The sequence below is a fragment of the Bythopirellula superficialaquae genome (assembly GCF_059632245.1).
In genome coordinates, this window is the sequence record NZ_CP197426.1 from 3,430,624 (window position 1) to 3,455,030 (window position 24,407).

At 54.7% G+C, this 24,407-nt stretch carries 28 protein-coding genes, 1 tRNA gene and 1 pseudogene; 11 read left to right on the forward strand and 19 right to left on the reverse strand.

Features of this window, described 5'->3' with window-relative positions:
• Nucleotides 1–535 precede the first annotated feature (535 nt).
• Nucleotides 536–1,222 carry a GNAT family N-acetyltransferase gene (locus tag SH678x_RS13960; RefSeq protein ID WP_496923069.1) on the forward strand — a complete coding sequence of 229 codons (687 nt, stop codon included), beginning with the start codon at nt 536–538 and terminating at the stop codon, nt 1,220–1,222.
• Here SH678x_RS13960 and SH678x_RS13965 read toward each other — a convergent pair.
• A pseudogene (locus tag SH678x_RS13965) lies at nt 1,215–1,334 on the reverse strand (transposase); the annotation flags it as partial. The gene SH678x_RS13960 and the pseudogene SH678x_RS13965 overlap by 8 nt on opposite strands.
• A gap of 191 nt (nt 1,335–1,525) precedes the next feature.
• On the opposite strand from SH678x_RS13965, the gene SH678x_RS13970 reads away from it, so the two are divergent.
• Nucleotides 1,526–2,047: a hypothetical protein gene (locus tag SH678x_RS13970; RefSeq protein ID WP_496919072.1), complete on the forward strand. Its 522-nt coding sequence runs from the start codon at nt 1,526–1,528 to the stop codon at nt 2,045–2,047.
• A 10-nt stretch (nt 2,048–2,057) separates the two neighbouring features.
• Nucleotides 2,058–2,681, forward strand: a complete 624-nt coding sequence (locus SH678x_RS13975; RefSeq protein ID WP_496919073.1) for a HEAT repeat domain-containing protein — start codon at nt 2,058–2,060, stop codon at nt 2,679–2,681.
• A gap of 59 nt (nt 2,682–2,740) precedes the next feature.
• On the opposite strand, the gene SH678x_RS13980 is transcribed toward SH678x_RS13975, so the two are convergent.
• A complete protein-coding gene (locus SH678x_RS13980; protein ID WP_496919074.1) occupies nt 2,741–3,898 on the reverse strand; it encodes an endonuclease/exonuclease/phosphatase family protein in 1,158 nt (385 codons plus the stop codon).
• Between the two features lie 113 nt (nt 3,899–4,011).
• A complete protein-coding gene (locus tag SH678x_RS13985) occupies nt 4,012–4,338 on the reverse strand; it encodes a hypothetical protein (RefSeq protein WP_496919075.1) in 327 nt (108 codons plus the stop codon).
• An 830-nt stretch (nt 4,339–5,168) separates the two neighbouring features.
• Between SH678x_RS13985 and SH678x_RS13990 the strand changes: the two genes are divergently transcribed.
• From SH678x_RS13990 to SH678x_RS14015, 6 genes are all read left to right on the forward strand, one after another.
• Complete coding sequence (locus tag SH678x_RS13990; protein ID WP_496919076.1) at nt 5,169–5,918, forward strand: hypothetical protein; 750 nt, start codon at nt 5,169–5,171, stop codon at nt 5,916–5,918.
• 760 nt (nt 5,919–6,678) lie between these two features.
• Nucleotides 6,679–6,981, forward strand: a complete 303-nt coding sequence (locus SH678x_RS13995) for a hypothetical protein (protein WP_496919077.1) — start codon at nt 6,679–6,681, stop codon at nt 6,979–6,981.
• Between the two features lie 348 nt (nt 6,982–7,329).
• The gene (locus SH678x_RS14000) at nt 7,330–7,536 is read left to right on the forward strand and encodes a hypothetical protein (RefSeq protein WP_496919078.1); all 207 of its coding nucleotides are present in this window, start codon (nt 7,330–7,332) and stop codon (nt 7,534–7,536) included.
• Between the two features lie 140 nt (nt 7,537–7,676).
• Nucleotides 7,677–8,801: a type IV pilus twitching motility protein PilT gene (locus SH678x_RS14005; protein WP_496919079.1), complete on the forward strand. Its 1,125-nt coding sequence runs from the start codon at nt 7,677–7,679 to the stop codon at nt 8,799–8,801.
• Between the two features lie 381 nt (nt 8,802–9,182).
• Nucleotides 9,183–10,292, forward strand: coding sequence for a hypothetical protein (locus SH678x_RS14010; RefSeq protein ID WP_496919080.1), 1,110 nt, complete (start codon nt 9,183–9,185; stop codon nt 10,290–10,292).
• A protein-coding gene (locus SH678x_RS14015) for an IS3 family transposase (RefSeq protein WP_496919081.1) occupies nt 10,240–11,423 on the forward strand; the annotation gives its coding sequence in 2 pieces (ribosomal slippage) (nt 10,240–10,507 and nt 10,507–11,423; 1,185 coding nt in all). The genes SH678x_RS14010 and SH678x_RS14015 overlap by 53 nt, the downstream gene beginning before the upstream one ends.
• A gap of 26 nt (nt 11,424–11,449) precedes the next feature.
• On the opposite strand, the gene SH678x_RS14020 is transcribed toward SH678x_RS14015, so the two are convergent.
• The 16 genes from SH678x_RS14020 to SH678x_RS14095 all read right to left on the reverse strand — a co-directional run bounded on the left by SH678x_RS14020 (nt 11,450) and on the right by SH678x_RS14095 (nt 21,556).
• Entirely contained in the window at nt 11,450–12,574 is a 1,125-nt protein-coding gene (locus SH678x_RS14020; protein ID WP_496919082.1) for a class I SAM-dependent DNA methyltransferase, read from the reverse strand.
• Between the two features lie 371 nt (nt 12,575–12,945).
• Nucleotides 12,946–13,143 carry a hypothetical protein gene (locus tag SH678x_RS14025; protein ID WP_496919083.1) on the reverse strand — a complete coding sequence of 66 codons (198 nt, stop codon included), beginning with the start codon at nt 13,141–13,143 and terminating at the stop codon, nt 12,946–12,948.
• A 320-nt stretch (nt 13,144–13,463) separates the two neighbouring features.
• A complete protein-coding gene (locus tag SH678x_RS14030; RefSeq protein WP_496919084.1) occupies nt 13,464–14,099 on the reverse strand; it encodes a hypothetical protein in 636 nt (211 codons plus the stop codon).
• A gap of 28 nt (nt 14,100–14,127) precedes the next feature.
• The gene (locus tag SH678x_RS14035; RefSeq protein WP_496919085.1) at nt 14,128–14,298 is read right to left on the reverse strand and encodes a hypothetical protein; all 171 of its coding nucleotides are present in this window, start codon (nt 14,296–14,298) and stop codon (nt 14,128–14,130) included.
• Nucleotides 14,295–14,516 (reverse strand): hypothetical protein, encoded by a 222-nt coding sequence (locus SH678x_RS14040; RefSeq protein WP_496919086.1) that lies wholly within the window; start codon nt 14,514–14,516, stop codon nt 14,295–14,297. The genes SH678x_RS14035 and SH678x_RS14040 overlap by 4 nt, the downstream gene beginning before the upstream one ends.
• 203 nt (nt 14,517–14,719) lie before the next feature.
• Entirely contained in the window at nt 14,720–15,154 is a 435-nt protein-coding gene (locus SH678x_RS14045; RefSeq protein ID WP_496919087.1) for a hypothetical protein, read from the reverse strand.
• Nucleotides 15,151–16,476: a DnaB-like helicase C-terminal domain-containing protein gene (locus tag SH678x_RS14050; RefSeq protein ID WP_496919088.1), complete on the reverse strand. Its 1,326-nt coding sequence runs from the start codon at nt 16,474–16,476 to the stop codon at nt 15,151–15,153. The genes SH678x_RS14045 and SH678x_RS14050 overlap by 4 nt, the downstream gene beginning before the upstream one ends.
• A gap of 45 nt (nt 16,477–16,521) precedes the next feature.
• Entirely contained in the window at nt 16,522–16,803 is a 282-nt protein-coding gene (locus SH678x_RS14055) for a DUF1580 domain-containing protein (RefSeq protein ID WP_496919089.1), read from the reverse strand.
• Nucleotides 16,804–16,902: 99 nt separating this feature from the next.
• A complete protein-coding gene (locus SH678x_RS14060; protein WP_496919090.1) occupies nt 16,903–17,550 on the reverse strand; it encodes a hypothetical protein in 648 nt (215 codons plus the stop codon).
• A 104-nt stretch (nt 17,551–17,654) separates the two neighbouring features.
• Nucleotides 17,655–18,896, reverse strand: a complete 1,242-nt coding sequence (locus SH678x_RS14065) for a tyrosine-type recombinase/integrase (RefSeq protein ID WP_496919091.1) — start codon at nt 18,894–18,896, stop codon at nt 17,655–17,657.
• Between the two features lie 116 nt (nt 18,897–19,012).
• A tRNA-Asn gene (locus tag SH678x_RS14070) sits at nt 19,013–19,085 on the reverse strand.
• 130 nt (nt 19,086–19,215) lie between these two features.
• A complete protein-coding gene (locus SH678x_RS14075; RefSeq protein ID WP_496919092.1) occupies nt 19,216–19,635 on the reverse strand; it encodes an ATP-binding protein in 420 nt (139 codons plus the stop codon).
• 138 nt (nt 19,636–19,773) lie between these two features.
• The gene (locus SH678x_RS14080) at nt 19,774–20,121 is read right to left on the reverse strand and encodes an STAS domain-containing protein (RefSeq protein WP_496919093.1); all 348 of its coding nucleotides are present in this window, start codon (nt 20,119–20,121) and stop codon (nt 19,774–19,776) included.
• A gap of 153 nt (nt 20,122–20,274) precedes the next feature.
• A complete protein-coding gene (locus SH678x_RS14085) occupies nt 20,275–20,748 on the reverse strand; it encodes a hypothetical protein (protein WP_496919094.1) in 474 nt (157 codons plus the stop codon).
• 50 nt (nt 20,749–20,798) lie between these two features.
• Nucleotides 20,799–21,086 (reverse strand): hypothetical protein, encoded by a 288-nt coding sequence (locus tag SH678x_RS14090; RefSeq protein ID WP_496919095.1) that lies wholly within the window; start codon nt 21,084–21,086, stop codon nt 20,799–20,801.
• Between the two features lie 170 nt (nt 21,087–21,256).
• Nucleotides 21,257–21,556, reverse strand: a complete 300-nt coding sequence (locus SH678x_RS14095) for a hypothetical protein (protein WP_496919096.1) — start codon at nt 21,554–21,556, stop codon at nt 21,257–21,259.
• A 307-nt stretch (nt 21,557–21,863) separates the two neighbouring features.
• Here SH678x_RS14095 and SH678x_RS14100 point away from each other — a divergent pair, with 307 nt between their 5' ends.
• Both SH678x_RS14100 and SH678x_RS14105 read left to right on the forward strand, forming a co-directional pair.
• Nucleotides 21,864–23,165 (forward strand): hypothetical protein, encoded by a 1,302-nt coding sequence (locus SH678x_RS14100; RefSeq protein WP_496919097.1) that lies wholly within the window; start codon nt 21,864–21,866, stop codon nt 23,163–23,165.
• Nucleotides 23,162–24,406, forward strand: coding sequence for an FtsX-like permease family protein (locus SH678x_RS14105; RefSeq protein WP_496919098.1), 1,245 nt, complete (start codon nt 23,162–23,164; stop codon nt 24,404–24,406). Before SH678x_RS14100 ends, SH678x_RS14105 begins: the two co-directional genes overlap by 4 nt.
• Nucleotide 24,407: the final 1 nt, after the last annotated feature.

The following is a 24,407-nucleotide window of genomic DNA, read 5'->3' on the forward strand; positions in this document are numbered from 1 at the left end:
CACACGCGAGTTCATTCGCACCCTGCCGCACCCTGCGGATGCTCGAGTCATGTAAGCTGAAGCAACTGGCCGATGCGGTAGAGTAGAAGCTTGACATTGGCATCTGCGCCAAGCTTAATCTAAGGGTATGGGCGGCGTCCTCGAGATCAACGACATTGAGGCCATAGGTCCGCTTCGCGACATTTGGACCGATCTGCATGCCCGAACATCCAGGGCGGCTTTTTTCGATACCCCCGACTGGCTGCAAATCATGTGGCCGGCGTTCCCACGCGACGGTCGCCGGCCCCGAGTGCTGGTGTTTACTGATGGAGAGAGCCCGGTCGCGATTGTCCCCTTTAGCGAGCTAACCGACCTTACCCGTCTCGGGACGCTCAGAGTGCTTAGTGACCCCCTGGAAGGCTGGGCGAGCGGATGGACGCCTCTCGGTGACACGCCGACCGACATTTTCGTAAAGAGCTTAACGCATATTGCAGCGGGCCCCCGCACCTGGGACTCGATCTCCATGCGCTGGCCACTGGGCGTCGGCCACGAGGCCATGGGGGTCCTGCGGGGAGTTGGTATCGACGCTGAGGTGACGCCGTACGAGCGGGCGTCGGTGGTCCGTTGCGACAAGTTTCGAGACTGGCCGGACTATCTCGACTCGCGCTCTAAAAAGGTGCGACACGAGTTGCTCCGAAAGAGGCGTCAGCTTGCCAGGTTGGGGGTCGTGGAACACCGTAGCCTAATTCCCACGATGGACGACCCCTGCCTCGAGGCTTATGACGCCTGCGTCGAAATCGCCAGCCGCAGCTGGCAGGCCACTTCGGGGATCGGACACACTCTCTGCACAACATTCGCTCAGGCATTCTTTCGTGAGGCCCATCTCGGCGCCTCGCGCCTCGGCATGGCTCAGATCGATTTACTGTTTTTATCGGGACGACCCGTGGCCTACTTTTACTCCTACCGTTCCCGTGGGGATGTCGTCGGTATGCGTATGGGGTTTGACCCTCAGGCTCCGTCCGGGTCGGGGTCCGTGCTAACGTCGCATGTCATCCAGTCGTGCATCGAGCGTGGCGACTGGCGGCTGGAACTCGGGCCGGGGAGCGAACGTTTCAAGCGCGAGCTTGGGACCGATCTCGAGTCGAGCTACCGCCTCGAAGCCGTAAACCCCGCCTCATGGCGGGGTCGAATCGTCCAGATGATGCGCCGTCTCAGGCGACACTGTGGCCCAAGGGCTGTTTGAGCCTAGCGTCCTCCTGCTCCAAGTCTTTCAGACGCTTCGCCTGGTCCATCCGCAGTCCACCCTACTCCTGCTTCCAGCGGTAATAAGTCTGCTCGGTCACTCCAATCTGCTTCGCAGCTTCGCAATGATCTGTTACGCTGTAAACTTCTGTCCGCGTGGCATCGTATGCACTCCTTACAATGTCGCCCAACCTCGGGATACTCGCTCCAAAGGTGGGCTCTGGTGAAGGGGCAGGTCATTTATTGCGATAGGCGATCGGCGGCTCAAACTACACCTGCTCCTCCACTTCCAAGGATAATTATAATGGCTACTTCCTCTGCTGTTTCAACTGGCGAATTTGAATTCAACGAGTCGCAAAATCAATTGATTGGCAGCTTGGCCCGAAAGATGGGCCTCGTGGGATTCGTGATGCTCTTCTTTGGACTCCTGCAGATGATCAACGGGGTGACCACATTGTTCGTGAGCCGCAATCCAGATCGCATCGTCGCGGCGGCGCAACAGGCTGGCTTACCAGAGGCCCAAGTAGGCAAGTTGAAAGAGGCGATTTCGGGTAGTTTTTGGTCGTCGCCGCTCACGGTTTCCTCGATCGCGTTTGCCCTAGCAGGTTTACTTGTATTGATGGTTGGACTGTGGACGCGACAGGCAGCGTTTGGGTTTGGCGGCATTGTGCAAACCGAGGGACACGACATCTCGCGCTTGATGGAAGCGCTAGGAGCACTTCATCGGAAGTACGAGCTCATGTATACAGTTTTGCTCGTCGCGGCGATCATCAGCTTAGTATCGTTTGTGGCCAGCCTTTGGCAGGCGTGGCGGGGCGGTGCCTGACAGTTAGAGGATGGGCAGTTTCTTTGTGGCCGATCTTAACGCCATGATTGGGATGGCTCGCTCGCTTATCGATGGGTTAGAATCCCAAGCTCTCAGCTTGTACGGATTGGTACTCCCCTCATTCATGGAATTTTTCATGAGCGCAGATGTTTCAAGACTCATCGCGTCCCTTCGGTCCGACGATTCTGCGGCACAACAATCCGCAGCAGAACAACTGGCTCACATGGAAACAGGTGCACAGGCTGCCGCCGTGGCGCTTGTCGAGGCTTCTGACTCCGACAAGGAAGAGGTACGCGAATGGGTTGTCGCGGCATTGGAAGGGATCGGACCGCCTCTGGAAAAGGACATCGCGCAATTAGCCGCGTTGCTCCAAAAAAAATCGCTGGATGTGGCGTACTGGGCCGCGACTTTATTGGGTCGATTAGGGCCTGAGGCGGCGCCTGCCGTGTCCGAACTGACCAAGGCCGTATCCACTCATGACGAGTTGGCAGTCAGGCAACGGGCGGCTTCGGCCTTGGGCGAGATTGGACCGGCAGCCAAGTCATCACTCGACTCGCTACAAGACGCCACTAAGAGTACGGATCCTCGACTGGCTAGACTTGCACGGGACGCCATCGAACAGATCAAGGATTAGCACCGATCTTAAACACTTCTGTGGCTGGCTGTTCAGGCCGGATGTTGAACGCACTCTAATTAGCGAGGATTTTCTGGCCTTGTGGCAATAGCCATGCCATTTCCCGATTCGTAGGCACTGAACTCCGCCCAGACGGGGCAATGATCCGAGACTTCCAGAGCTTCCGCCTCACTAAGTCCGAAGCTATTCATCAAATCTACAACGCCGAAGCGTCCATAATATTCGGACGTGGCCATCTGATTAAAGACGATGTTGTCGTACATCTTGTTACGTCGCGTGTTCGTTGTCACTTGCGTGATGGCGTGTGCGATATTGGGAAGCTGCCCTAGATTGCCGAGGTGGTATTCATCCACATTCAGGTCACCCAGAAGAATGACGTCGTCCTCGCCGCTCCCATTCTGCTGCACACCCACGAAGGTATGCGCCAGGGCATTCAATTCCGTTTTTGTCTCGTCTGGATCGGTGTGAATGTCGACCAATGTAAAAGTGAAGGCCCTCTCCGGAGGTACTCCGCGCACCCGAAACCGCGCTGCCAGCGGTTCTCTGTGCAACAAGTCTTGAGGATCCGGGGTCGTGTAAACAGAATTCATTCCCAGCTCGATACGCGAAGAGTCGAAGATAATCGCGTACTGTTCCTTACTATTCGTCCTCCCCAGTCGGGGACCGATCACATAACTGTATTGACCCACTCCGGCGTTGATCATGTTCACGAACGTCGGCACAACACTATCATCGGTCGAACGAACTTCCTGGATGGCTACGATGTCGAACTGCCGAATGATGTTGGTCAGCACCTGCATCGCCTTGGGATTGCCAAGCTTCGACGTGCCAAAGACTTGGATATTAAACGAGGCGATCTTGATCGATTCCGGGCCGCGGGGCGCCGTCGGTGGCAGGTAAACATTGGTAGGGGTGTAGGCAACGCCGCCAGGTTGCTGGGCCACGTTGACATCGCCCCGGTACGCTTGGGGATCCGCAACCCGCTTGCCGAACAGCTTGTCCGCCGCGGAGACGACCAACACCTGCAGGTCGTGACTGATCTTGGCTGCCTGCTGTTGGTCGACCGATATATGGGGCTTGCCTTCCGACCACTCGACCTTAACGATGCCCGAGCCCGTGACACCAAAGATTGTGGCTAACATGAGCCACAAATACTTCGATACACCCGATTTTTTCGCAGTCGGTGGCCGTCGGTTACTTTTAATGGTCTTGGCCATGCGTCGTCATCGTTCCATCGCAGCATTAATTGCGAAAGTTCGCCAGGCGTGGCGAGCTTTTCGTACAGCCCCCAAGGCGCGGCTCCCTGCAAACGCAAGTAAGAAGAAACTAGCTACTGCTGTTCGTTGCGAGTGTTCCAACGGTCAGTCAGCCATTCCTTGGCAGTGCTTTCACCATCGGCTATGTGCAGCCTTTGTTCTACGCTGTGCTCCAAGTTGTGCTGGACTTCAATCGCGCGTTCTTTGTTGACTTGCAAATGTGGCACACCTCCCGACCAATCCAAAGTAAGGACGCCAGAAGCAGCCAGAGCGCATACCAGGAGCAAGGTGACACGAGCACCCCAACGGCTGGCCACGACATCTCGGATTGGCGCGGGAAAAGCCATCGCGCCAACGCCCACGAGATGTTGCGCAGCAGTCTTCTTTTTGGATCTCGCCATGTGGAAACTCCAATTAGGTACAATGATCGGTATCTGTGCCGCCAAGAAACGGCCGCGACTTGTATCCGGTGGCCCGCTTTGCTGCAAGCCGAACTTGGTGGGAGCAATCTGCTATCAGTGCCGAAGTATCGGCCTGCAATGGCACTGTTCGACGGTGCTGTCAATCTGCAAATAGTTGAGAGAAGGCGAGTTCAATGGCTCGCTGAACGAGTTCGCAAGTCGCTAAGTCGATGCGACTCGTGATTGCTTGAGAAAAATATTTCTAAAAATCTGTGGCCTATTGATTGCTCGACAAAGTTTGAGGGAAAGGTCATAGCGGGACCTGCGTCTCGGAGGCTTTTTACTATTCTGACAACTGCAATTGGTCAGTGTTCGCGCGAAAAAAGGAAGACTTGATCCCTTGAGGCACTTTAAGAAGGTAACACTGAAAAAAACATTGCTTTTCATGCAGGTTCCAGGTGAGGTTAATCGTGGGGCCACGTTCCCTCTTCCCGGGGCCCCCCAAACTGGGCGTGGCCATGAGAAACTTCAATAAATCGGCTCGTACTTGACGTGGGGAAGACAAAGTAGGGGTAAACATTTCAAGTTTGGAGCGGTTCCATGCTCAACTCATGTGGGAAATCTCGGATAGCAGCTAGACACTGCCGCGAAGGTGTTGCTAAGATTCACGAGCGTTTGGCTTGCATCACTTCCATGCACAGCTTAACAGCTTAATCTCGTCTGTATCCTTCGAATACTTGTCAGCTTTTTTTAGTCGAGCCGCGCTGTCGGTCCTCGCGACTCTCAAACTACGTCTTTGGACCGACTCACACCATTTGAGGAGTACGCTCGTGAAGACATATCTAGTTTGGGCCCTCGGCATCGCCTTGTTGATGCCGGGAGTAAGCCCTGCTGTCGAGTTGATCACAGTCCGCAGTGGTCAGTCGGGGGGTATCCCGGGAACTTCCGGCTCTCCAGACGACACCGTGACCTATAACCCGTGGGGCAACCCGGGTGGTCTCCCGGTGCTCGGTACGGCTTTCACGGCCAGCGACTTTGCCGCCACAGCTGGTGGCTCGAGCGCTGTCGTCATCTCGCCCAGTGGTGCCTGGATGGGTGGAGCCGTGGCGCCGCTCAGCGATTCACTGGCTCGATGGATTAACTTTGGGAACTCGTTTGGCCAAGGGACTTCCGGCTCCGCGCTCTATGCCGTGCCCTTCACTATCCAATCCTCTTCCTTCTCCCAGGTGCTGCTCAGCATCGAAGGAGGCGTCGACGATTCTTTAGGAGACGCATATGGTGGCGGCCCAAACTTCGAGGGGCTCTATGTGAACGGCACCTCGGTCCCCAGCAGCCTAACTTCCATAGCCTTCGACATCGGCACTTTCAATTTTCTAGCTCCATCCAGCCACGTCGTGGATATCACTGCGTATGTGTCGCCGGGACTCAACCACTTCTACCTCTACCAACGCGATGTTGGTTTTTCCGTGGCAGGAATCATCTTTAGCGCTACAATCAGCGTAGTACCAGAGCCCACCAGCGCCGTCATGCTGGTCTTGCTCGTGACTGCCACGCTTGCCGGGCATCGCACGCACCGCTAAGCGAGCCTGACGAGGACATGGATGGGTGCCGCTGCGGGACCAACCCCGCAGCGGTGCCCGTTTTTTATCGACCGTGATCGCGAGCATCCATCGATCTTCAAGCGTCTCCACGTGCATGCGACGCCGATAAGGAAAGCGGACTGAAACCCCGACTTCGCTGAAAAAGTGCGTGCCGATAAAAATTCCCCCCGCAAACCGCGGTCTATATTTGCCACTTTGCATGCGTACACCGGATATCTCCTAACGACAAACGAAACAGGTTATCCGGTCACAGCGATTAAGTCCAACAATATACCCCCTTCCCTGGCTGATAACAGAAGGCCCATAACCGCTTATCTATCAAGCAAATTTCTGTTCGACGACTCGGGTCGGAATTCGCAAATTCGTCGTATAACACAGTCCTGACCTCTCATTGCTCTATGTCTGTCTATCGAAGAATTTGACAGCTGCTCTGATCCTCATCAAAGCAACCGTCCATAGTTTGCCTTTTATTCAAGCTAGTCAGGGGTCGACGCACGTGATTCTGATCCAACACCCCCACATGGAGAAAATTATGAGCGTTTTCGCACGCCTTGCACGATGAGCTGCAGTGTTGCACGGGCATATGATGTTGAAAATCGAGCCGTTCCAGGTGCTTGCCGTGGTTTGCTCCTCCAATTCAACACTTGGTATGCGTCTTGCAAGTTTACCCATCTAGGAAATGAGTGGGTAAAGGAAAGTAAGGTGCAGCATGTACGAGGGAACGGTCTTAGAAGACTACATGGTTACAATCCGTGAGCGCGTTTGTTCGCATTGCATTGAGCGGCCGCCCAACGGGCCGCCGTGCCTGCCGCTGGGGAAACGCTGTGGAGTCGAGGTAAACCTTCGCGAACTTGTCGAAGCCGTGCACAAGGAGCATTCCAATTGGATGGAACCGTACATCGATCGATTTCATGAAGACGTTTGTGCTCACTGCATTAATCGTCCGACGCCGCAATGCCCTTGCACCCTTGAATATTTGCTCCAGCTTGCGGTCGAAGCAATCGAAGAAGTCGACGAAATTCGAGGCAAGTCGGCCATTTAAACGCGCGAAGATAAAACTTTGAGAATGTACAGCACTGTGGCTGTTCCATGTGTGGTCGCATTTCGGCGAAACCGCTTCGGGCGGTCCGTACGGTGGGGTTCGACTACTAACTTCCAGGAGTCGGCAAAAGAATTGCTGATCTAATTTTGGAAAGAATAAAAGCCTTGTTACGTGCACAGCCTATGTCGTAAGTATCCTTAAGACGTTGAAGCGAAACCCGCGTGACAGCCCTCACAGTTGTGGCACCGCGCAGGCCGTTCGCTTGCTGATGCGACTGGCAGTCAGCACGACGGACTAGATGTATTTATTATTTTATTGCAGTTGGACAACTGACCTAGGGAAGCGAGCATGGCATGTATTCACTTACAAAAGCTTTACAAACTTTGCCAGGAGCAGGATCTGAAGCTCAGCGGGTCAGAATTGATCCGCGTGGTGTGCCATCAGTGTGGCGAACAGGAAGTGTGTCCCTCCATTTTGATGGATGAGTACGACGCTAAAGAGTCGGAGCCTGTTGCCGCCACGAAGCAGACGCAGCCGGAAAATTCCGCCTTGTGAAGTATCAACAGCGGTTGATTCGGCTGAGCCGGTTTGGACGAGTGGGCGATTTCAATATGCTGCTCGCTAAGAGCGAATAATTTCATTAAGCCATTATAAAGATACTGCCGACAGAGGGCTCTCGTTGAGAAATTAGTCTCATGGAACTATCACCACCTGAAGAAGAAATTCAAAAACTCCTGACCTTCGTCAGTGAGCATGAAGCTTCTGATTTGCATTTGAAAGTCGGATATCCTCCTTATGTGAGGATCGGAGGGCACCTCCGCAAGTTGCAGCTACCGGATCTTCCGGATGCGACCTACATCGATGGCATGTTTAAACCGATGGTCCCGAACGATCGTTGGCGGGACTTCGAGAAGAAGGGCTCGGTCGATTTCTCAACCGCTCACAGTACTGGAGACCGCTTTCGGATCAATCTCTTTCGTTCGCGAGGTGAAATTCATGCTGCGATTCGGCGCGTGCAGGCTAAGATTTCGAACTTTAATGATTTGAACCTTCCTGATGTTTACCGCAAAATGATCACTGAGACTTTTGAGGGATTAGTCTTGGTGTGCGGTGTGACGGGTAGCGGCAAAAGTTCTACCTTGGCCGCAATGCTCGAACACATCAACCAAACCCGCAGCATGCATATAATCACGATCGAAGACCCTATCGAGTTCACTTATCATGGGAAAAAGTGCATCATCTCGCAACGTGAAGTAGGACTTGACGTACCAAACTTTCAGGACGCGATGCGCGTTGTCGTACGGCAGGACCCAGACGCGATACTAATTGGCGAGATGCGAGATCGAGAAACCATGCTGGCGGCAATTCAAGCAGCAGAAACAGGGCACTTGGTGATGGGATCGTTGCATTGTGCAGATGCTCAGTTGAGTTTTTCCCGGATTCTTGAATTCTTTGATAGAAGTGAACACAGCTTTATCCGCTCGTCGCTCTCAAGTAGCCTCAAGGCCATCATGTGCCAGAGGTTGTTGCCAGCCTTGGAAGAGGGGCGTCGCTATCCAGCGACGGAGGTATTGCTGGTGAATTCAATTGTCAAAGAGAAGATTTTACACGAAGAGGACGAGGACCTACCAGCACTTTTGCATCAATGCCGAGCGGAAGGTATGCGAGAATACACCCATTCCTTGTGTGAGTTGGTGCTGTCAGAAAAAATATCGCGCGTCGTAGCGCTAGACGCTGCCCCGAATCGTGAAGCCCTACTCTCGGCGCTCAAAGGAATTGATTCTGCTTCTGGTGGAATCATCTCGCGATTAAGAAAATAGAGCTTTGGTGGCTACTTTGCTTTTCTGAAATTGCAAATCCAGTATATCTTGAGCAATACATTGATCTTATGCCCAGCGGCTGAATGTACATGCCCCTTCCCTGGTTCATAACAGAAGTCGCTTAACGGCTTATTTATCAAACAATTTTCTGCGCTAAATCTAAAAAGCCTCATTTCAATGAGACTCCCTTCTTCATATTCCTACCCGTTGCACGTTCCCACGGCGCTTCCCGTGAACTCGCTGGTCATGGAAGGTCGATGAAATTCTTAGAGCAACCGTGAAGTGAAATCGGCGCGAACGCCCACCCGCATCGCTTACAAAAAACGCTCCTGCAAACTTTAGATGGAGGGATAGGCGGCATCTCTCATCAGGAAGCCTATTATGTTTTACACTTTTACCAGACTACTGCCTGCGGTATTACTGATTTTCATTCCAGCCGCGGTCACGCTTTCAATTGGTGCCGAGCAATACGCGGACTCATCAAATCTGATAGCTCGACCAGTTCGAGGGCAATCCAATGATGCTCTGTTGAAAAAAGTTCGGCAGGTTCTCGACGAATACTACCTGCGTCCCCTTAACACACGAGATGATCCCCCATGGTCCGTGCTCCACTGGTCCATCGCTTACGGTGTCGATGCCAAGATCCGCGTCGGCCACCCTGCCGGCAAGCAGGTTACCGCCATCGGTTGGCTCTGTTCCAATTATCCTTTACGAGGCAAGCAGTTGATTGCCTGCAGCGAAGATGGCCTCTTTCTACCTATCGGTCCGGGAGTCCAAGGTCACGACGCCCAATTCCTAGCCATGCTAGCGCAGTCGCGAGTTCCCGCAAATTATTTGTTGCAGGTGGCCGAACAAGAATTGACTATTGCTGACCTCGTCGAACACGAGAAGCAGACTTGTGCCACCGGCAACGAACAAACTTTCAAGCTCATCGGCATCGGTCACTATGAAGGAACCCAAGCACGCTGGCAGAACAAAAGTCATGAGCGTTGGTCTGTCGAACGCCTGTTACAGGAAGAGCTCCAGCAGCCGATTAGTGGTCGACAGGCCACATGTGGAGGATTGCATCGACTGTTTGCCTTCCACTACGCAACGGAACTGCGCATGCGAGAAACAAGCTCACTCTCAGGACCGTGGCAAGAAGCGGTCCAACGAACAAACTACTATCAGCGGCGGGCGTTCCAGTTGCAAAATCCCGATGGTAGCTTTAGCACAGCCTGGCTTGACAAATCCGAACAGCGTCCCGATCTGGAACGACAGCTCATAACCAGCGGGCACGTCTTGGAATGGTTGGCGTTCTCCCTCCCAGAAGACGAGCTACGCGATCCGCGCTTTGAGAAAGCTGTTATGTATATTGTCCAGCTGACCTGCCCCCTTCACCCGAGACCACAGCTGAAGCGAGAATTTGGTGGTGGTCGCAAGCGAAGGAGGATCATCGATGGCACGAGGAAACAAGTTCACAGCGGAGCAGATCATCACGAAGCTGCGTGAGGCAGAGGTCCTGTTGGCTCAGGGTCAGAAGGTCCCTGAAGTTTGCCGGCGGTTAGGAATTTCCGATAAGACCTATTACCGTTGGAAGAAGGAGTACGGTGGTCTGCGGATGGACCAGGCGAAGCGTCTGAAGGATTTGGAGAAAGAGAACGCTCGTCTGAAGCGTCTGTTGGCGGACGCGGAGCTGGATAAAGCGATTCTGCGGGAGGCCGCCTCGGGAAACTTCTGAGCCCGGCGAAGCGGCGACGCGCGGTGGCGTATGTGCGTGATGCACTGGGCCGCCAGTGCGTGACCGAGCGTCGGGCATGTCGCGTGTTAGGGCAGGTTCGAAGTACGCAACGACGCTGTCGCTATGCGGCGAGCGACGAGCCGCGTCTTATGAAGCGGATTGTGGAGTTGGCCACCGAGTATGGGCGATACGGCTATCGCCGGGTGACGGCCTTATTGCGTGAGGAAGGATGGCGAGTGAACCACAAGCGGGTCGAGCGGCTGTGGCGTCAAGAGGGGCTGAAAGTCCCTCAGAAACAGCCCAAGCGGAAGCGTCTGTGGCTGGCTGATGGATCGTGCATCAGGCTTCGGCCGGCCTACCAGAATCACGTCTGGAGCTACGACTTCGTGGCGGATCGGACGAGCGATGGCCGAGCCATTCGGATGCTGACCCTGATCGACGAGCACACCCGTGAGTGCCTGGCGATCGACGTGGCGAGAAGCCTCAAGAGCGAGGACGTGCTGGAGCGACTGAGCGACCTGTTTGTGCGTCGTGGGGTGCCGGCCTACCTCCGCAGTGACAACGGTTCGGAGTTCACCGCGACGAAGGTTCGAGAGTGGCTCTCTCGCGTCGGCGTGAAGACGCTCTTTATCGAGCCAGGCAGTCCTTGGGAGAATGGTTACATCGAAAGCTTCAACGGCAAGCTGCGTGACGAACTGTTGAACCGCGAAGTCTTCGACACACTGTTGGAAGCGAAGGTGCTGATCGAGCGCTGGCGACACGTGTACAACACCGTGCGGCCACACAGCTCGCTCGGCTACCGCCCACCCGCACCCGAGGCGATCGAGCCTGCTTCGTTCGCTTCGGCTACGCCTCAGCGAACGAAGCAGGCTGGCGTTGGAACAGGTCCAACACTAACTTAAGAATTGGTTCCATTCTTGGGGGCAGGTCACACGCCCGCGCCTTGGAACGTGCCGCCGGGGCAGTCGAGCACGGTGTGGAGGTTGCAGCTTTCCAGTAGGAGTTTCCGCAAGCTCACGGAGGCGTTGTCGGTGTTCGATAAAAACGTGTTCTTGATGACGACAGCGCCCCGGCCACCTGCCTTGAGCATTTTGATGAAGTGCTGGAGGAATAAAAACGCCGTCTCGCCGGTGCGAATGGGGAAGTTTTGTTGAACTTCTTTCCGCTCCTTGCCACCAAAGGGCGGATTGGCTAGCACCACATCGAAGCGATCCTTCTCTTGGACATCGGCCAGATTCTCGGTAAGCGTGTTCGTGTGGACGATGTTGGGGGCTTCGATGCCATGCAGGATCATATTCATGATCGCGATCACATAGGCCAGCGACTTTTTTTCCTTACCATAAAAGGTGCGGTCTTGAAGCGTCTTCAAGTCTTTGGTGGTTAGCTTCTTTTGAGCCTTGAGATAATCAAACGCTTCACACAAAAAGCCTGCCGATCCACAAGCTCCATCATAAATCTGTTCACCAATCTGTGGCTTCACCACTTGCACCATGGCTCGAATGAGTGGCCGCGGGGTGTAATACTCGCCCCCATTCCGGCCAGCGTTCCCCATGTTCTTGATCTTGGCTTCGTAGAGGTGCGAGAGTTCGTGCTTCTCGGCTTGCGAGCGAAACCGCAGTTCGTCGATATGGTCGATGATCTCGCGGAGGTTGTAGCCGCTCTGGATCTTGTTTTTGATCTCCCCGAAGATTTCGCCGATCTTGTATTCGATCGTATTCGGCCCGCTGGCCTTCTGCTTGAATCCGTGGAGGTACGGAAACAGCTTCCGGTTGACGAAGTCCACGAGGTCGTCACCGGTCATCGCCTTGTTGTGGTCGAGCTGGCCAGCCTTGTCCTTCGGCGCGGCCCAACTCTCCCAGCGATACGGCTTTTCGAGAATGTAAGTGTATTTCTTCCCTTCGAGAGCCGCTTCGTCGGCCCGGTCCTGCTCCAAACCATCGAGATATTTGAGAAACAACAGCCAAGAAGACTGCTCGGTGTAGTCCAACTCCGTCGTGCAGCCGGCTTCTTGGCGCAGAGCATTATCAATATTCGTAAAAGCTTGTTCAAACATGCAGGCAATAGGGACTACAGGAGGGAAGGTTAATTTTCCCAGTATAGCTATCGATTGCCCCCAGGTGAACGCTCCGCCCCCGAATCGTACGTACACCCCACGACTTGCCCGAATAGGCAAGATTTCCGGCCGTAAGTGTGCACCACACCGGCAAAACAGGATCGCACGCGGCTTGCTTTTCACCAAGCTGCCTGTCTGCCTCGCCCTCGTTGTGGCTCGGCTAGGCGCTTACGCTGATCCAACCGAATTGCTCGGGCTCGTAAATACTCATCATTCAGCTCAAGAGAAATAAATTGCCCGCCGACAACGAGCCGGCGGGCTCCTGGAGATTCACAACGCTAATAGGAACAACTCCAGTGTTTCGTCAAACGCTATCCCAAAACGCTATCCCAAATATATTGCCGCAGTTGCTGCGCTAGTTCATCTGGCATTAAGTCTTCGAGTCCAAACGACTGTTCGGATAGATCCTCCGGATCGAAATCCCATTCAGGATCATTCCGCCATTCGTCAAAACGAGGGTCTTTCAGAATCTCATCTAGTTTTTTCAGAGACTCATCTATGTTTCGCATAACAATCTCCTATCAATTGGTTAAGAGAAATAAATTGCCCCCAAGCAACGAGCAAGGGGGCTCCTGGGGAAACTCACAACGATAGAAAAATCCCAGTGTTCGATTAGCGCAGTCGACCGGCTGCCACGTCCGCAAGGGTTTGGGCGTAATCAGCACGTTGACCAACTTTCAGCTTCTGTTTACAAGTCGCAAGCGCTCGGTCGGATGCTTGCTTGATCGTCGACGTATTCGGCGAGCACGTCGGTCACAAAATCGAACACGGCTCTTAAATCTTTTTGTCGCATTTCAATTCCCCTTCAAAAGTAGGTGATGGTAACTAGCTATGGTTTGGCTTTGAGCTTCGCAATGATTTCTTCCACTCGACATGGGCTGATGTTCAAATTTCGAGCGATTTGTAGCTCGCTCATGTTGGCTTGAATCGCCAACCGAACACGCATTGTGAGGTTGTCCACTTCGTTGCCGTCGGCTTCGACCGGTGTCACGGGCTCGGGTGTTATGTCCGGTGGTTCATCGGGCGCAATGTCGCTCGCGTGGACTCGCTCCGCGGGCTCCTGGGTCGGTTGTGATGGCATGGGTTGCCCCTCATTTTGCCAGGCTTGCACGTCACGCTCGTACGCTTCTCGCTCGGCGATCTTGCTTTGAATGTATTCGAGCATTTCCCGATCAACTTCGGCGGGATTCATGCCAGCAACACGAAATTCGTTTTCTTGCGTCCATTCGACTTTCACGTTGGGTTTGCCGAGTGCGTTTTCGATCAAAAGCCGCGCTGCTGCGACCGACCCTGATAGCGCTGCCCGTAGCATCGCGGCAACCACTAAAGCTAAGTCAGCGGGCTTCAAAGCGTTTTGAAATGCGGATTGGTAGGCAGCCTCGCGCTCTCGGCGATTTCTACCGGGGCCACCGGGATTGCCGGGCAGAAACTGCCCCTTTTCATTTCTGATTGGGTTATTGGTCATTTCGAGTTCCGTCCGTTTTCTCTGCGGTTTAATCGGTGCGTGATAGCACTTGCTTCCGCGTAGTCGAATAGCTTGCGCCCGTTTTGAGCTTCGCTTTTGTGCCTAGCAGTCGCTCGATACGCTCGGCACGGGTTTCCCTTGCCCGGTCGTAGACTTGATCGAACGGGAGTTGGCGTTGGCGGGTTGGGTTGGTGTTCATCCAAATAACTCCTGCTGTCCAGGCAGCGACTTGAGTTGACGCACCTTTGGCAAAGCGGGGTTGAATCGCAACCCTAGCCGTCGCATCGCGGAGTTGTGCTGTTTTTGCGCTTCCTCCTTGGCTATTCGGCTGAGCAACTCGTCCATTTCGGGGTCGTTCTCGAATTCGATTGTTTCCGTGGTCATGGTCGTGGTCTCCGTGGGGGTTGTTGGGGTCATGGTTTCTCTCTTCTCTTTTCTCCAAAAGGGAACGCCCGAAGGGCAGTTCCCCTTATGCCTTATGGGGAGTGTGTCTCTGGAGACACTACTTTTGGTCGCCAAAGACACCACTTCTAGTGTCTCTAGGGACACCACTTTCTATTTGCCACTAGTGTCGTGGGAGACACTACTTTCTCACGTGGCATCTAGTGTCTGTGGAGACACTACTTGGTTCCTTTCTTTGGTGTTGGCAGAATCCTATAAGTCGATGGGGTATGACCGGTAGCACTGCCTCGCTTGATGACAACGAGCAAACCAGCTTCGACCAGCTCTTGCGTGGCTCGTATGACAGCACGCCGTTTGACCCCAACCAGTTCGGCAATCTGGTTGTGGGAAATCATCGCGGTGCCATCGGGCTTGGTCTCTCGCCAGAGCACAAACCAAACAGATTGAGCCAATTGACCGACAAGCCGCATAGATTGATCTACAAACGTGTTGTACACCTGGAACCGCCCCACAGCCGCTCCCTTGGGCTTGGACGGCTTGCGGGTGGCTTGGGTGGTCTCTGGTGGTGTGCCGGGCCGACCGTTTCGCGTGGGACCGATAGGGTCATACACGACGGCGCCGTTGGTTCGTGGGTGGCCATTTGAATTGCTCATTCCGCGGGCTCCCATTCATGGTTTTTGGGCTCGTCGCGAAAACTTTGCCGTGCGGAATCGAAAATGAGTTGGAGGGATTCCAGTTTGCCAACTCGATTTTTGACGCACTTCAACTCGACAGCGTCGTTATCGGGCTCGCGTAACAATAACCAAGCGGAGTCGGCACCATATTCGAGTTCCGACGATTCGCGGAAGCTTGCCAACCCGAGGGACTTGGAGTCGTATGTGGAACCACCACTCGATTTCTGACGAGAGAGAGCACTGACCACGATGACCGCGGAACCTTGATCGGCAAGCCGACGGCAACAGTCCATCGTTGCGTTGGTCATCGCCCGAGCATCAACAATCTTATTCTCGGTCGAAAATCTTTGAGCGTAATCAAGCACCACAATGTCTGCCTCGAATTCTTGAGCACGACGGGTCAGATTTTCGAGCGTGAATGGGGGGGGCATAAACTCCACGCGCTGGGTCAAGTCGCGGAGTTCCTCGATTGCCGCCTCGATTCGTGGCTTGTCTGAGTCGTAATAATCCCGGTGCTGAAAATAGCTGTGGCTGATACCCGTGGTTCGTGCCAGCTCTCGTGTGAGCAATGCCGCGGGGCTCATCTCTACATTAGCGATCAACACCTTGAGGTGCTCCTGCCCGGCAATGCGCATCGCGTCGAAAATCACCTGCCCCACAAACGCCGTTTTCCCTGCAGCCGGTGGGGCTCCGATCATCGTCACCTGCCCTTGCCCGATCGGAAACTCGGCGAGTTGAGAGCCTTTGGGACCGCATTCGATAAGCTGTGGCTTTTCCTTGTTGATGATACCTTTAGCCCAACGGTCGAAAGCATCGCCGGCGGTTTCCAAGACAACATTGTTGTCCCGTTGGAAATCTTCCAGCTCGGCGCGTATATCAGCAATGACCTCATCGCTAGGCTTGCCCCCTGCGACTTCCTCCGTTGCACGTAACAGCATCCAGTACGATTCGCGCTGTTTGGCGGCTTGCTTAACCTTATAAGCGTAATATCGAGCGTGAGCCGATGTTACCACTATCTCACCGCATTCGCGGAGGGTGGAGCCGCCCCCGGCTTGTTCATACTGCCCGACTGAGCGGAGTCGATCAACAATTACCAACGGTTCGATTGGCAATCTCTGGCGATACAAGTAATCGATGGCGCAGTAGATTTTGGCGAGGTGGGGTTGAGCAATATCTTTCGGGCGGAGAATTGAAAGCACTTCCGCGATCGCAGCATGATCGTCGGACATGCCCATTAAAATCAGCGAACCGATTACGCACTTGGTTTCGTTCTCGGCGGTAGGCAAACTATTGGTGGTCATCTTGACACCTCCCGTGGCATCGGCGTCGTGCCGACTAGTGTTTTCCTACTTTACGCCCATTGCGTCTAGCTTGGCTTCCGCGGCTTCATGCTCGGGGGTTGCGATCGGCACACTGTCCCGCTCGGGGTTGATCGCCCGGAGAAATTCTTCGATTGCAGTTCGCGTGGTGCAGATCGTTACCCCGCTTCGGAAGCTGCGCATTCGCACGCCTTGAAACCCCTTATCAGCCCATCGTCGCAGGGTGTTTTTGTGGGGCTTATTGGGAAATAGCTTGGCGGCTTCCGCCAGGGTCAGCGGTTCTTCCGTTAAGAGTTTAGAATGTCGCATCGGTTGGGCTCCAAGTTGAGAATGTTCAACGTTGGAGCAATTAAACGCGACTGTTTTAGAAAAGAATAAATGCAACCGCGGCGCGATTATATGATTTTTTTACCCTGGATTTTTGCGGGGTCGACCGCCCTCGCGACGCCATTTATTGACCACCTGCTTTGTGATCGTTGACCGCGATTCTACCTCGAAATCAACCATCACTTGGTCTACCGCTTTTTGGAACGAAAGCCCGTCCGGTTCGCCGTAATTCATCAGGCGGTCAATCGCGGGTTGAAACTTCGGGTGCTTTTCGACGTGGGGGGCGTTTGACTTTCGATTCCGATTTTTTTGATCATTAACCGCGTGGAAACCCACAATGTCGCTGCCTTTCTTATCGAACAGTGTCAGACGCATCCCAAACTCATAGGCCGCGGCGAACAGCCTTGCAGCCGGTCCGGCACCGGCGACTTTGGCAAACTTGTTCAGCGCATTCAAAGCCGTCTCGGATCGTTCCACGAGCATGATGGCACGCTGGGCGATCGGAAGATGATTTGCTTTCGCCAACTTTTTCCTGCGAATGCGATAGACGAGAAATTCCCCATCGTCCGTTGAAAATGTGAGAAAATGTCCACGTAGCGATTGCCATTGCTCGGCGGTCATTTTCACCGGCGGTTCGCAATACTCGTCGACCAAAGCACGAGCGTCGGCAAGGGCTTGCTTGATGAACGCACGGACGCTTGCCAGAGTCTCTGCTTGCTTCTTACCCATTTTGCACCACCTATTGTAAGGCCGGGCGACTGGCCAAGTTGAAACGGTGGTGCCAATTTCAAACGTGGCCAGTCCATGGGAGCTACCCAAACCCAGCTGTTAAATTAACCGATTTTAGCGGCGACTTCCAAGCCTCTGGCCATGTTTCGCTCGGCATACAGTTGCGTCACGTTAGCTTGCGAGTGGCCAAGCAGAATCTGCGCTTCCTCCAGCCCAAACTGCGCTCGAATCTCAGTGGCGGCAGCGTGCCTTAGTCGATGAGGCGACCAAGAATGCTCGGCTCGCCACTTGGCCAATTCTTGTCCCTTCAGCCCAGCGGGGGCGGGAAATGCGAGCTCGCAAGCCCGCTTGATCGCACGGCCGTATGAATGAGTTGTATAGTGATCGCCAGGTGCCCTTTGGGGTTGCCGCTGCTTGTTACTCCCCGGTTTGTTGCCACAACTTAGCGGTGTCACTCGCGAGGCAGATCGCTCGGCGCGTCGTTTCGATTCGGCCTCGGCTGGATTGAAGCAGTAAGATTTCTCGTCACGCACAAGGTACTTTAGGAGAATCTCTTGAGAGCGCGGACCGAGCATCACGGACCGCGTATGCCCATGATGTGCAGTCTTGTGCGCTTGCGGCCGATAAATCCAAACGCTCCCGTTTCGATCAATATCGATGGGACGAATGATGCAAAGCTCCCCGGGGCGCATGGCCGAATACTTTTGCAGCTTAACCATATCCGCTATGACCGGCGGTAAGTGCTCCAGGGTCGCTTCCACGGTCTGGGGCGCCACGGGCAGGACTGGCGGCATTTCGCGGGCATCGGTACGCCCTAGACGCAAGCCCGGGACCATGCTCAACGCGAGTGGCACGCTCGGGGGAATCATTTCCTCCGCGGCTCCCCACTTGAACATTCTGCGCACGCGGTCGATATGCTTATTGATGTACTTCCGCGATAGGTCCGCATCGACCAGCATTTGCCGAACTTCTTTCAGGCGTTTCGGTCCGAAATCTTTGGCGGCGAGATTGCTGCAATTCTGACGGACGTAACCCAGCACGAGCCGGGTCATCTCATATTCGCGGCCGGGCTCACCGTTGGGTCTGCGATAGTAGCGCTCCGCGTATTCGAGATAGTCGACCATCAACATCGCCACGGTGACATTCCCGAGGGCATCGCGTCGGGGAGCATTGGGTTTGCCGATCAATTCGGCGTAACGCTCTCGACTGGCTGGGGATCCATAATCGCCGAGCCACACGGTTTGGCCGCTGATGCGGACGTAAGCACGATCGGCGCGATTCTTGTTGCGTTGGCGACAATAACGGGGCACACGAGAGATTGCTGGAGAAATTGACGTTTTGGCCATGGGTGCTCCTTGTTTGCAGAAAGTATCCATTTTGGATACTTTTCTTTCGAACAAGCTGCACCGCCGAACGTCAGCGGGTCGCCTTAATGGGCTACTCAGCAAAGACTTACAAAAAGCTCCCCGGGTAGGACTCGAACCTACGACCCAGCGGTTAACAGCCGCTTGCTCTACCAACTGAGCTACCAGGGAATGTCAACGCGATTGCGAAGAATCTCCATAATATCGGACACACCACACACGAACAAGAGCCGTGCGAACACAGAAAAGTTCGAGAAAAGCCCCTTTATGCGGGTTGTAACGCCGAGCGTTCCGGCTGGCGCTAATTGAGCACTTTTTCCATCACCACGCAGGTGCCGCGTTCGGCCAGTTCGACCCTGTTCATGTAGGCCCGCATCAGGGCCAAGCCTCGGCCGCCGGGGACTTCGAGATTTTCGTCGGCGCAGCAATCGGGCACGTGGCAAGGATCGTAGCCGGGGCCTTCGTCGCGAATCTTCACAAAGAAGCGCTTCGGCGAAAGTTCACAATCCACATAGACAAGTTTATTGGGGTCGTGCTTGTTGCCGTGGCGAACCGCATTGCTGAGCGATTCTTCGAGGGCCATGCGAACGGCAAAAACGTCCTGGTTGTTCCAACCAAAATCTTGCAAGACACTGATCATTTCTTCCATGGGCTCATGGTAGGCCGTCAGCGTACTCGGCAAGGTATGCGACATCGTGATGGGTTTAGCGGGAGCGGTCATGACCATATGCTCGGCGAAATCTTACGGGAAAGAAATTTCATCGAGGCCGTCACCGCTATTGAACCCATGCGCTATCGACCTGCCGTTATGGGTGCTCTCTGTTCCAAGAAAGCACAGTCAACCCCTGCGTTTTACGCGTTATAAAACCGCGAGAGCGTCAGCTTCATTATCCTTGATGGTAAAGAGCTTGTCCAAATTGGTGATCGCAAACACCTGAAAAATCTCAGGGGCGATGTTGGACAATATGAGCTTGGCTCCGTTCTTTTTCACTTTCTTCTCGAAAGTGATCAGCTTGCCCAGGGCCGCCGACGACAGAAACTCGACATTGGCAAAATTGAGCAGAATCTTCTGGCGGTTGTCCTTCTCGACCAGGGTGAACAGCTCGTCACCCAGCTCCTGAATCGCTTCGGGATCGATGATCTTTTGGTCCTTAAACTTCACCACGCTCACTTGAGCCGATTCAGCCACTTCCAGTCGACGCAACATAACCACGCTCTAGGGATGAAATAGAATGAATGCCAATGTTGGGAAACGAGCAAAACGAGCGGCTAATTGATGATCTGCCGCCTCAAGCGATCATATCCGGCCCGGGGGGCATGTCAAGGAAGCGGGGGCCCTCGCTGGGTGCCTTGCCGAAGCTCAATTCATGACCTGGATCTGTTCGGGTGCTGGGGGTGCCGAGGCCGATTTGTACACCGCCCGGCTAATGAGCAGGAAATTACGACCGTTGAATTCGGTGACGACGCCGGTGACGCTCCAGCGGATCGTTTCGGCTTCGTCGGATCCTTTAAGGGTGCGGACCACACGTTCGAGATTCAGATTGGGGAGGGCGACGATTTCCAGGTCATCCTCGGCGACGAAGATCGCCCCATCGCCATCCTGCCGGAAATGTCCGCCGTGGTCGGTAAGTTGTGTACCTTCGCGCAAGCGGCGTTTGGCACGCTCTTCTTTTTCTTCGCGCGAGAGCCGCTGCTCCAGCTGGCGGATCGCTTCGTCTTCGACGATTTCGTCAGCAACTTCAATGGCGCGCTCTTTGGCTTGAGTCGACCAACCTGCGCAGATCATACCAACAACAGCAAATGCGATGCTCAAGCGGAGGGCCAATGATTTCATAATGTCCATCACTTTCGCGCGTTGAAGCCCAGCGTCAATCAGAAATTGCGTCAGCCACCCGGCTTCTTCATCGCCAGACTATGCAGAATCAGCACGGCCCCCGCGGAAATCATAAACCACCCCAGCCATTCGGGCGGGCTGATCACTTTATTGGGCAGTGCGCCCAGATCGCGGGTGAACGACACCATCGTGGCAGTCGTCGACGACTTATTGGAGCGTTCCGCCAGAAATTGCGTGGCCTCATCGGTGAGGACATAAGTGCTCACGAAGCGAAATTGCAAGCCAATCAGCAGAACGATCATCCCGAGGAAAAAATATTGGTTGCGATTGAGTTCCATGGCCTTGATCCTTCATGACGTTGGTTGATGGCGGCGAACACAGCGGCCTCGACCATCACACCATTCACTGAAGCGAGAAAAACGGCTTCTCTTATTCCCTTCATCGAGAAAAGCGCGGTGAAAGCTTCAGAATGCCTCAGTTGTAACCAGTCACACAGATCGTATGGCTCTTAGCGTGTTTCACGGTTGAGCAAGCGATCGACGCCGCTGTTGAAGGTGTCGTTGACCGCGCTGTCGATCAGGTCGCGGCGGTTGGCGTTGACCAGGGCAGCCGCAATATCGGCATGTTGCGCCCAATCGGAAATTTTGTAATCACGAATATCAACAAACGTGTTGGTCAGTTGGCCATCGACCTTGGGGACCAGATGCCAGCCATCGTTAGCGTGAATGACGTGGTAGTGCATCGCCATATAGATGAGCACCCCGCCGGTCAGCACTCCCGCGAAAAAGCTGGTCAGTCGGCGTATCATGCTGGTCTCCGGAAATGGGTCAAAAGGAACGCGGATTTTACGCCGCCTGGGGGAGATTCGTTCGGGCTGGCGCGATCTTGCTCGCCAAATGACCAGTTTCAAGCCGAACCGGCCGGTTGGTGGGATTATAATGAGAACAAGTATTGGCCGTCGGGAGCGTTGAGACAAGATTGATTGACACCCCCCGTTCCCCTGTCAATTGTGAAGAATGACGGACATTTTTCGCCCCTTTTCGCTAGTGCGCGGTACGTTTGCAGGAACCCTTTCCCCGTTGCTGGCAACCACATAGCTGCCTGAGATGCCCTCTATGCGCCAAAGAACACCAAACTTCTGGCAACCGCTGTTGGCTTGCGCCGTGCTTGTGGTTGCGTGCATAGCGGGCTGCAATCAAAAGTCGAGTGGCTTGGCTCAGGGGGCAAACCAAACCCGGCCCCGTTCGATTTACGCACTCGGCCAATTGGAACCCGCCTCGGGTATTATCGCCGTCAGTGCGATTCCGGGTGAGCGACTCGTCGAACTCGACCCCGACGTGGTCGAAAACCAGCGCGTCCCCGCCAACGGCATTTTGGGTTTGCTCGCAAGTTACGACGTCGGCAAAGCCCAGCTTGCGGCGCTCGTCAAAAAAATGCAGCTCACCGAGAAAAATAGCGGCTTGCAAGTCGAAACCGCCAAAGCGCAAAAATCACAGGCCGAGGCTTCGCTGGCTCAAGCTCAGGCCAAGCTCAAAGAACTAGAACTGCAATCCATCAAGCTGCAAGCCTTGGAACGATCGGTCCAACTCGCGACCGAAGAATTCATGCGCCTCGAAGCGCTCCGTTTGGAAGACCCGGAATTGGTCACTGAACATCAGCTGAAAAAGCGCGAAAATGAAATGGCAACGGCGTTGGCCGATTTCCGAATTGCCAACGAAAGTTATGACTCGGCCAAGGAAGCGGCAGATAAAACTGTCACCGCAGCGCAAGCTCAGATTCGTGTGGCCGATCTCACCGTCCAACAACTTGGCCAGAAGTTTGAAGAACAGGCCGTGGAACAAGAGATCGACGTGGCCAAGGAAACGCTGAAGCGCTCGGTGCTGATGGCTCCCAACGTCGCACCCGACACGCTGCAAAATGTGCTTGAAGTCGAAACTGTCGAAGATCACAAACCGGGTTCGACCGAAGAGCGCAATCCGCTCACCGTGCTCAAGATTTTCTTGCGTCCCGGGGAATTCGTAACACAGATGCCTATCATGCAACTGGGCGATTTGAGCTCGATGGTTTGCGTGGCGGAGGTTTACGAGGCCGATGTCAAAGATTTGCAGGTCGGCCAAGCGGCCGTGATTCGCAGTCCTGCCTTCTCGGGTGAGTTCGCCGACGGCATCAATCCCGAAACGCACGAGCGCACGGGCGGCATGAAAGGCCAGATCGAACGCATCGGCGGCATCATCGGTTCGCCGGGGCTGGCCAATCGCAATCCGCTCGCCCCTGCCGATCGCAGCGTCGTGGAAGTGCGCGTGGCCATTGAAGACCCAGCCGCGATTGCCGAAGCCGCCCGCCGCGTCGGCTTGCAAGTGACCGTCGAGTTTGAAAAGCCTGAAACGGAAGAATCCGCCTCCGATGCGAATCCATGAAAACCCCACTCGCCTGGAAGAACCTTGTTTACAATAAGGTCCGCACGGCCATTGGCATTGCGGGGGTGGGTTTCGCCGTCATTCTGATTTTCATGCAGCTCGGATTTTTGGGTGGCATCACACGCACCGCCACGCAAATCTACGACGCGCTCGACTTCGATTTGATGCTGCGTTCGCCCGCGTACTTGCATCTCACGGAAGCCCGTTCCTTCCCGCGCTATCGCGTCCATCAAGCCGCTTCCGTGACGGAAGTCGCGAGTGCCGAACCGTTTTATCTTGGTTTGAGCGAATGGCAGGCCCCCACGTTCAACGTCGGCGAAGAAATCGATGACCGCGCGGGGCAATGGCGGGGCATTATTACGATGGGAACCGATCCCAATCACCCTGGATTTGTGCGCGAGGACATCGCCGCGGCGACTCAAGCGCTGACCGATCCGCGCTACGTGCTGGTCGACACCAAATCGACACCCGATTACGGCCCGCGCAACGGTCGCCGGTTCAGCGAAGACGATATCGGTGTGGAAACAGCGCTCGGACCAAATCTCGTGCAGATCGTGGGACTGTTCAAACTCGGCGCCGGCATGGCCAGCAACGGGGCGTGTATCACCAATGTACAAGGCTACGTGCGTGCCTGCCCCTGGCAGACGATCGAAGATGTCACCTTCGGGCTGATCAAACTCCGCGAAGGGGCGGACCCTGAAGCCGTGCGGCAAGAGCTGCAAAAGATCTACGGCATTCCCGATTCAAACTACGATCCCGCGGATTTGTCATCCAACCCCGCCGCGTTAACCAACCGCGACGTCGAGATTCTTACTCGTGCGGAAGTCAACGAACGCGAAGAATACCGCTGGGTTCATGAAACGCCCTTAGGCCAAATATTCACCCTCGGCGTGTGGGTCGCGTTGTTCGTGGGCATTGCGATCGTCTACCAAGTGCTGTCGACCGACATCGCCAACATGATGAGCGAGTACGCCACGCTCAAAGCGATGGGCTATTCAGCCATGTATCTCACCAAAGTGGTGTTGCTGCAAGCGGTGCTGCTGGCGCTTGTGGGATATATTCCATCGCTCGTGATTTCCTGGGGGCTCTACCGCTTGATCGAAGCTCTGTCGGGCATGCCACTCGAGATGACTCCGGGAATTATGATCACCGTGCTGGTACTCGCCGTGTTTATGTGTGTTGTCTCGGGACTCGCGGCCCTGCGTAAACTTTATAAAGCCGATCCCGCCGATTTGTTTTAAG

Coding starts and splice junctions, on each gene's coding strand:
- SH678x_RS14050 (WP_496919088.1), bottom strand. CDS start 16,476: ATGACCACCAATAGTTTGCCTACCGCCGAGAACGAAACCAAGTGCGTA.
- SH678x_RS14065 (WP_496919091.1), bottom strand. CDS start 18,896: ATGGCCAAAACGTCAATTTCTCCAGCAATCTCTCGTGTGCCCCGTTAT.
- SH678x_RS14100 (WP_496919097.1), top strand. CDS start 21,864: ATGCGCCAAAGAACACCAAACTTCTGGCAACCGCTGTTGGCTTGCGCC.
- SH678x_RS13985 (WP_496919075.1), bottom strand. CDS start 4,338: ATGGCGAGATCCAAAAAGAAGACTGCTGCGCAACATCTCGTGGGCGTT.
- SH678x_RS13995 (WP_496919077.1), top strand. CDS start 6,679: ATGGTTACAATCCGTGAGCGCGTTTGTTCGCATTGCATTGAGCGGCCG.
- SH678x_RS14025 (WP_496919083.1), bottom strand. CDS start 13,143: ATGCGAAACATAGATGAGTCTCTGAAAAAACTAGATGAGATTCTGAAA.
- SH678x_RS14085 (WP_496919094.1), bottom strand. CDS start 20,748: ATGAAATCATTGGCCCTCCGCTTGAGCATCGCATTTGCTGTTGTTGGT.
- SH678x_RS14040 (WP_496919086.1), bottom strand. CDS start 14,516: ATGACCCCAACAACCCCCACGGAGACCACGACCATGACCACGGAAACA.
- SH678x_RS14000 (WP_496919078.1), top strand. CDS start 7,330: ATGGCATGTATTCACTTACAAAAGCTTTACAAACTTTGCCAGGAGCAG.
- SH678x_RS14005 (WP_496919079.1), top strand. CDS start 7,677: ATGGAACTATCACCACCTGAAGAAGAAATTCAAAAACTCCTGACCTTC.
- SH678x_RS14045 (WP_496919087.1), bottom strand. CDS start 15,154: ATGAGCAATTCAAATGGCCACCCACGAACCAACGGCGCCGTCGTGTAT.
- SH678x_RS13960 (WP_496923069.1), top strand. CDS start 536: ATGGGGGTCCTGCGGGGAGTTGGTATCGACGCTGAGGTGACGCCGTAC.
- SH678x_RS14060 (WP_496919090.1), bottom strand. CDS start 17,550: ATGGGTAAGAAGCAAGCAGAGACTCTGGCAAGCGTCCGTGCGTTCATC.
- SH678x_RS14055 (WP_496919089.1), bottom strand. CDS start 16,803: ATGCGACATTCTAAACTCTTAACGGAAGAACCGCTGACCCTGGCGGAA.
- SH678x_RS14095 (WP_496919096.1), bottom strand. CDS start 21,556: ATGATACGCCGACTGACCAGCTTTTTCGCGGGAGTGCTGACCGGCGGG.
- SH678x_RS14020 (WP_496919082.1), bottom strand. CDS start 12,574: ATGTTTGAACAAGCTTTTACGAATATTGATAATGCTCTGCGCCAAGAA.
- SH678x_RS13970 (WP_496919072.1), top strand. CDS start 1,526: ATGGCTACTTCCTCTGCTGTTTCAACTGGCGAATTTGAATTCAACGAG.
- SH678x_RS14080 (WP_496919093.1), bottom strand. CDS start 20,121: ATGTTGCGTCGACTGGAAGTGGCTGAATCGGCTCAAGTGAGCGTGGTG.
- SH678x_RS14090 (WP_496919095.1), bottom strand. CDS start 21,086: ATGGAACTCAATCGCAACCAATATTTTTTCCTCGGGATGATCGTTCTG.
- SH678x_RS13980 (WP_496919074.1), bottom strand. CDS start 3,898: ATGGCCAAGACCATTAAAAGTAACCGACGGCCACCGACTGCGAAAAAA.
- SH678x_RS14030 (WP_496919084.1), bottom strand. CDS start 14,099: ATGACCAATAACCCAATCAGAAATGAAAAGGGGCAGTTTCTGCCCGGC.
- SH678x_RS14075 (WP_496919092.1), bottom strand. CDS start 19,635: ATGACCGCTCCCGCTAAACCCATCACGATGTCGCATACCTTGCCGAGT.
- SH678x_RS14035 (WP_496919085.1), bottom strand. CDS start 14,298: ATGAACACCAACCCAACCCGCCAACGCCAACTCCCGTTCGATCAAGTC.
- SH678x_RS13975 (WP_496919073.1), top strand. CDS start 2,058: ATGGGCAGTTTCTTTGTGGCCGATCTTAACGCCATGATTGGGATGGCT.
- SH678x_RS14010 (WP_496919080.1), top strand. CDS start 9,183: ATGTTTTACACTTTTACCAGACTACTGCCTGCGGTATTACTGATTTTC.
- SH678x_RS14105 (WP_496919098.1), top strand. CDS start 23,162: ATGAAAACCCCACTCGCCTGGAAGAACCTTGTTTACAATAAGGTCCGC.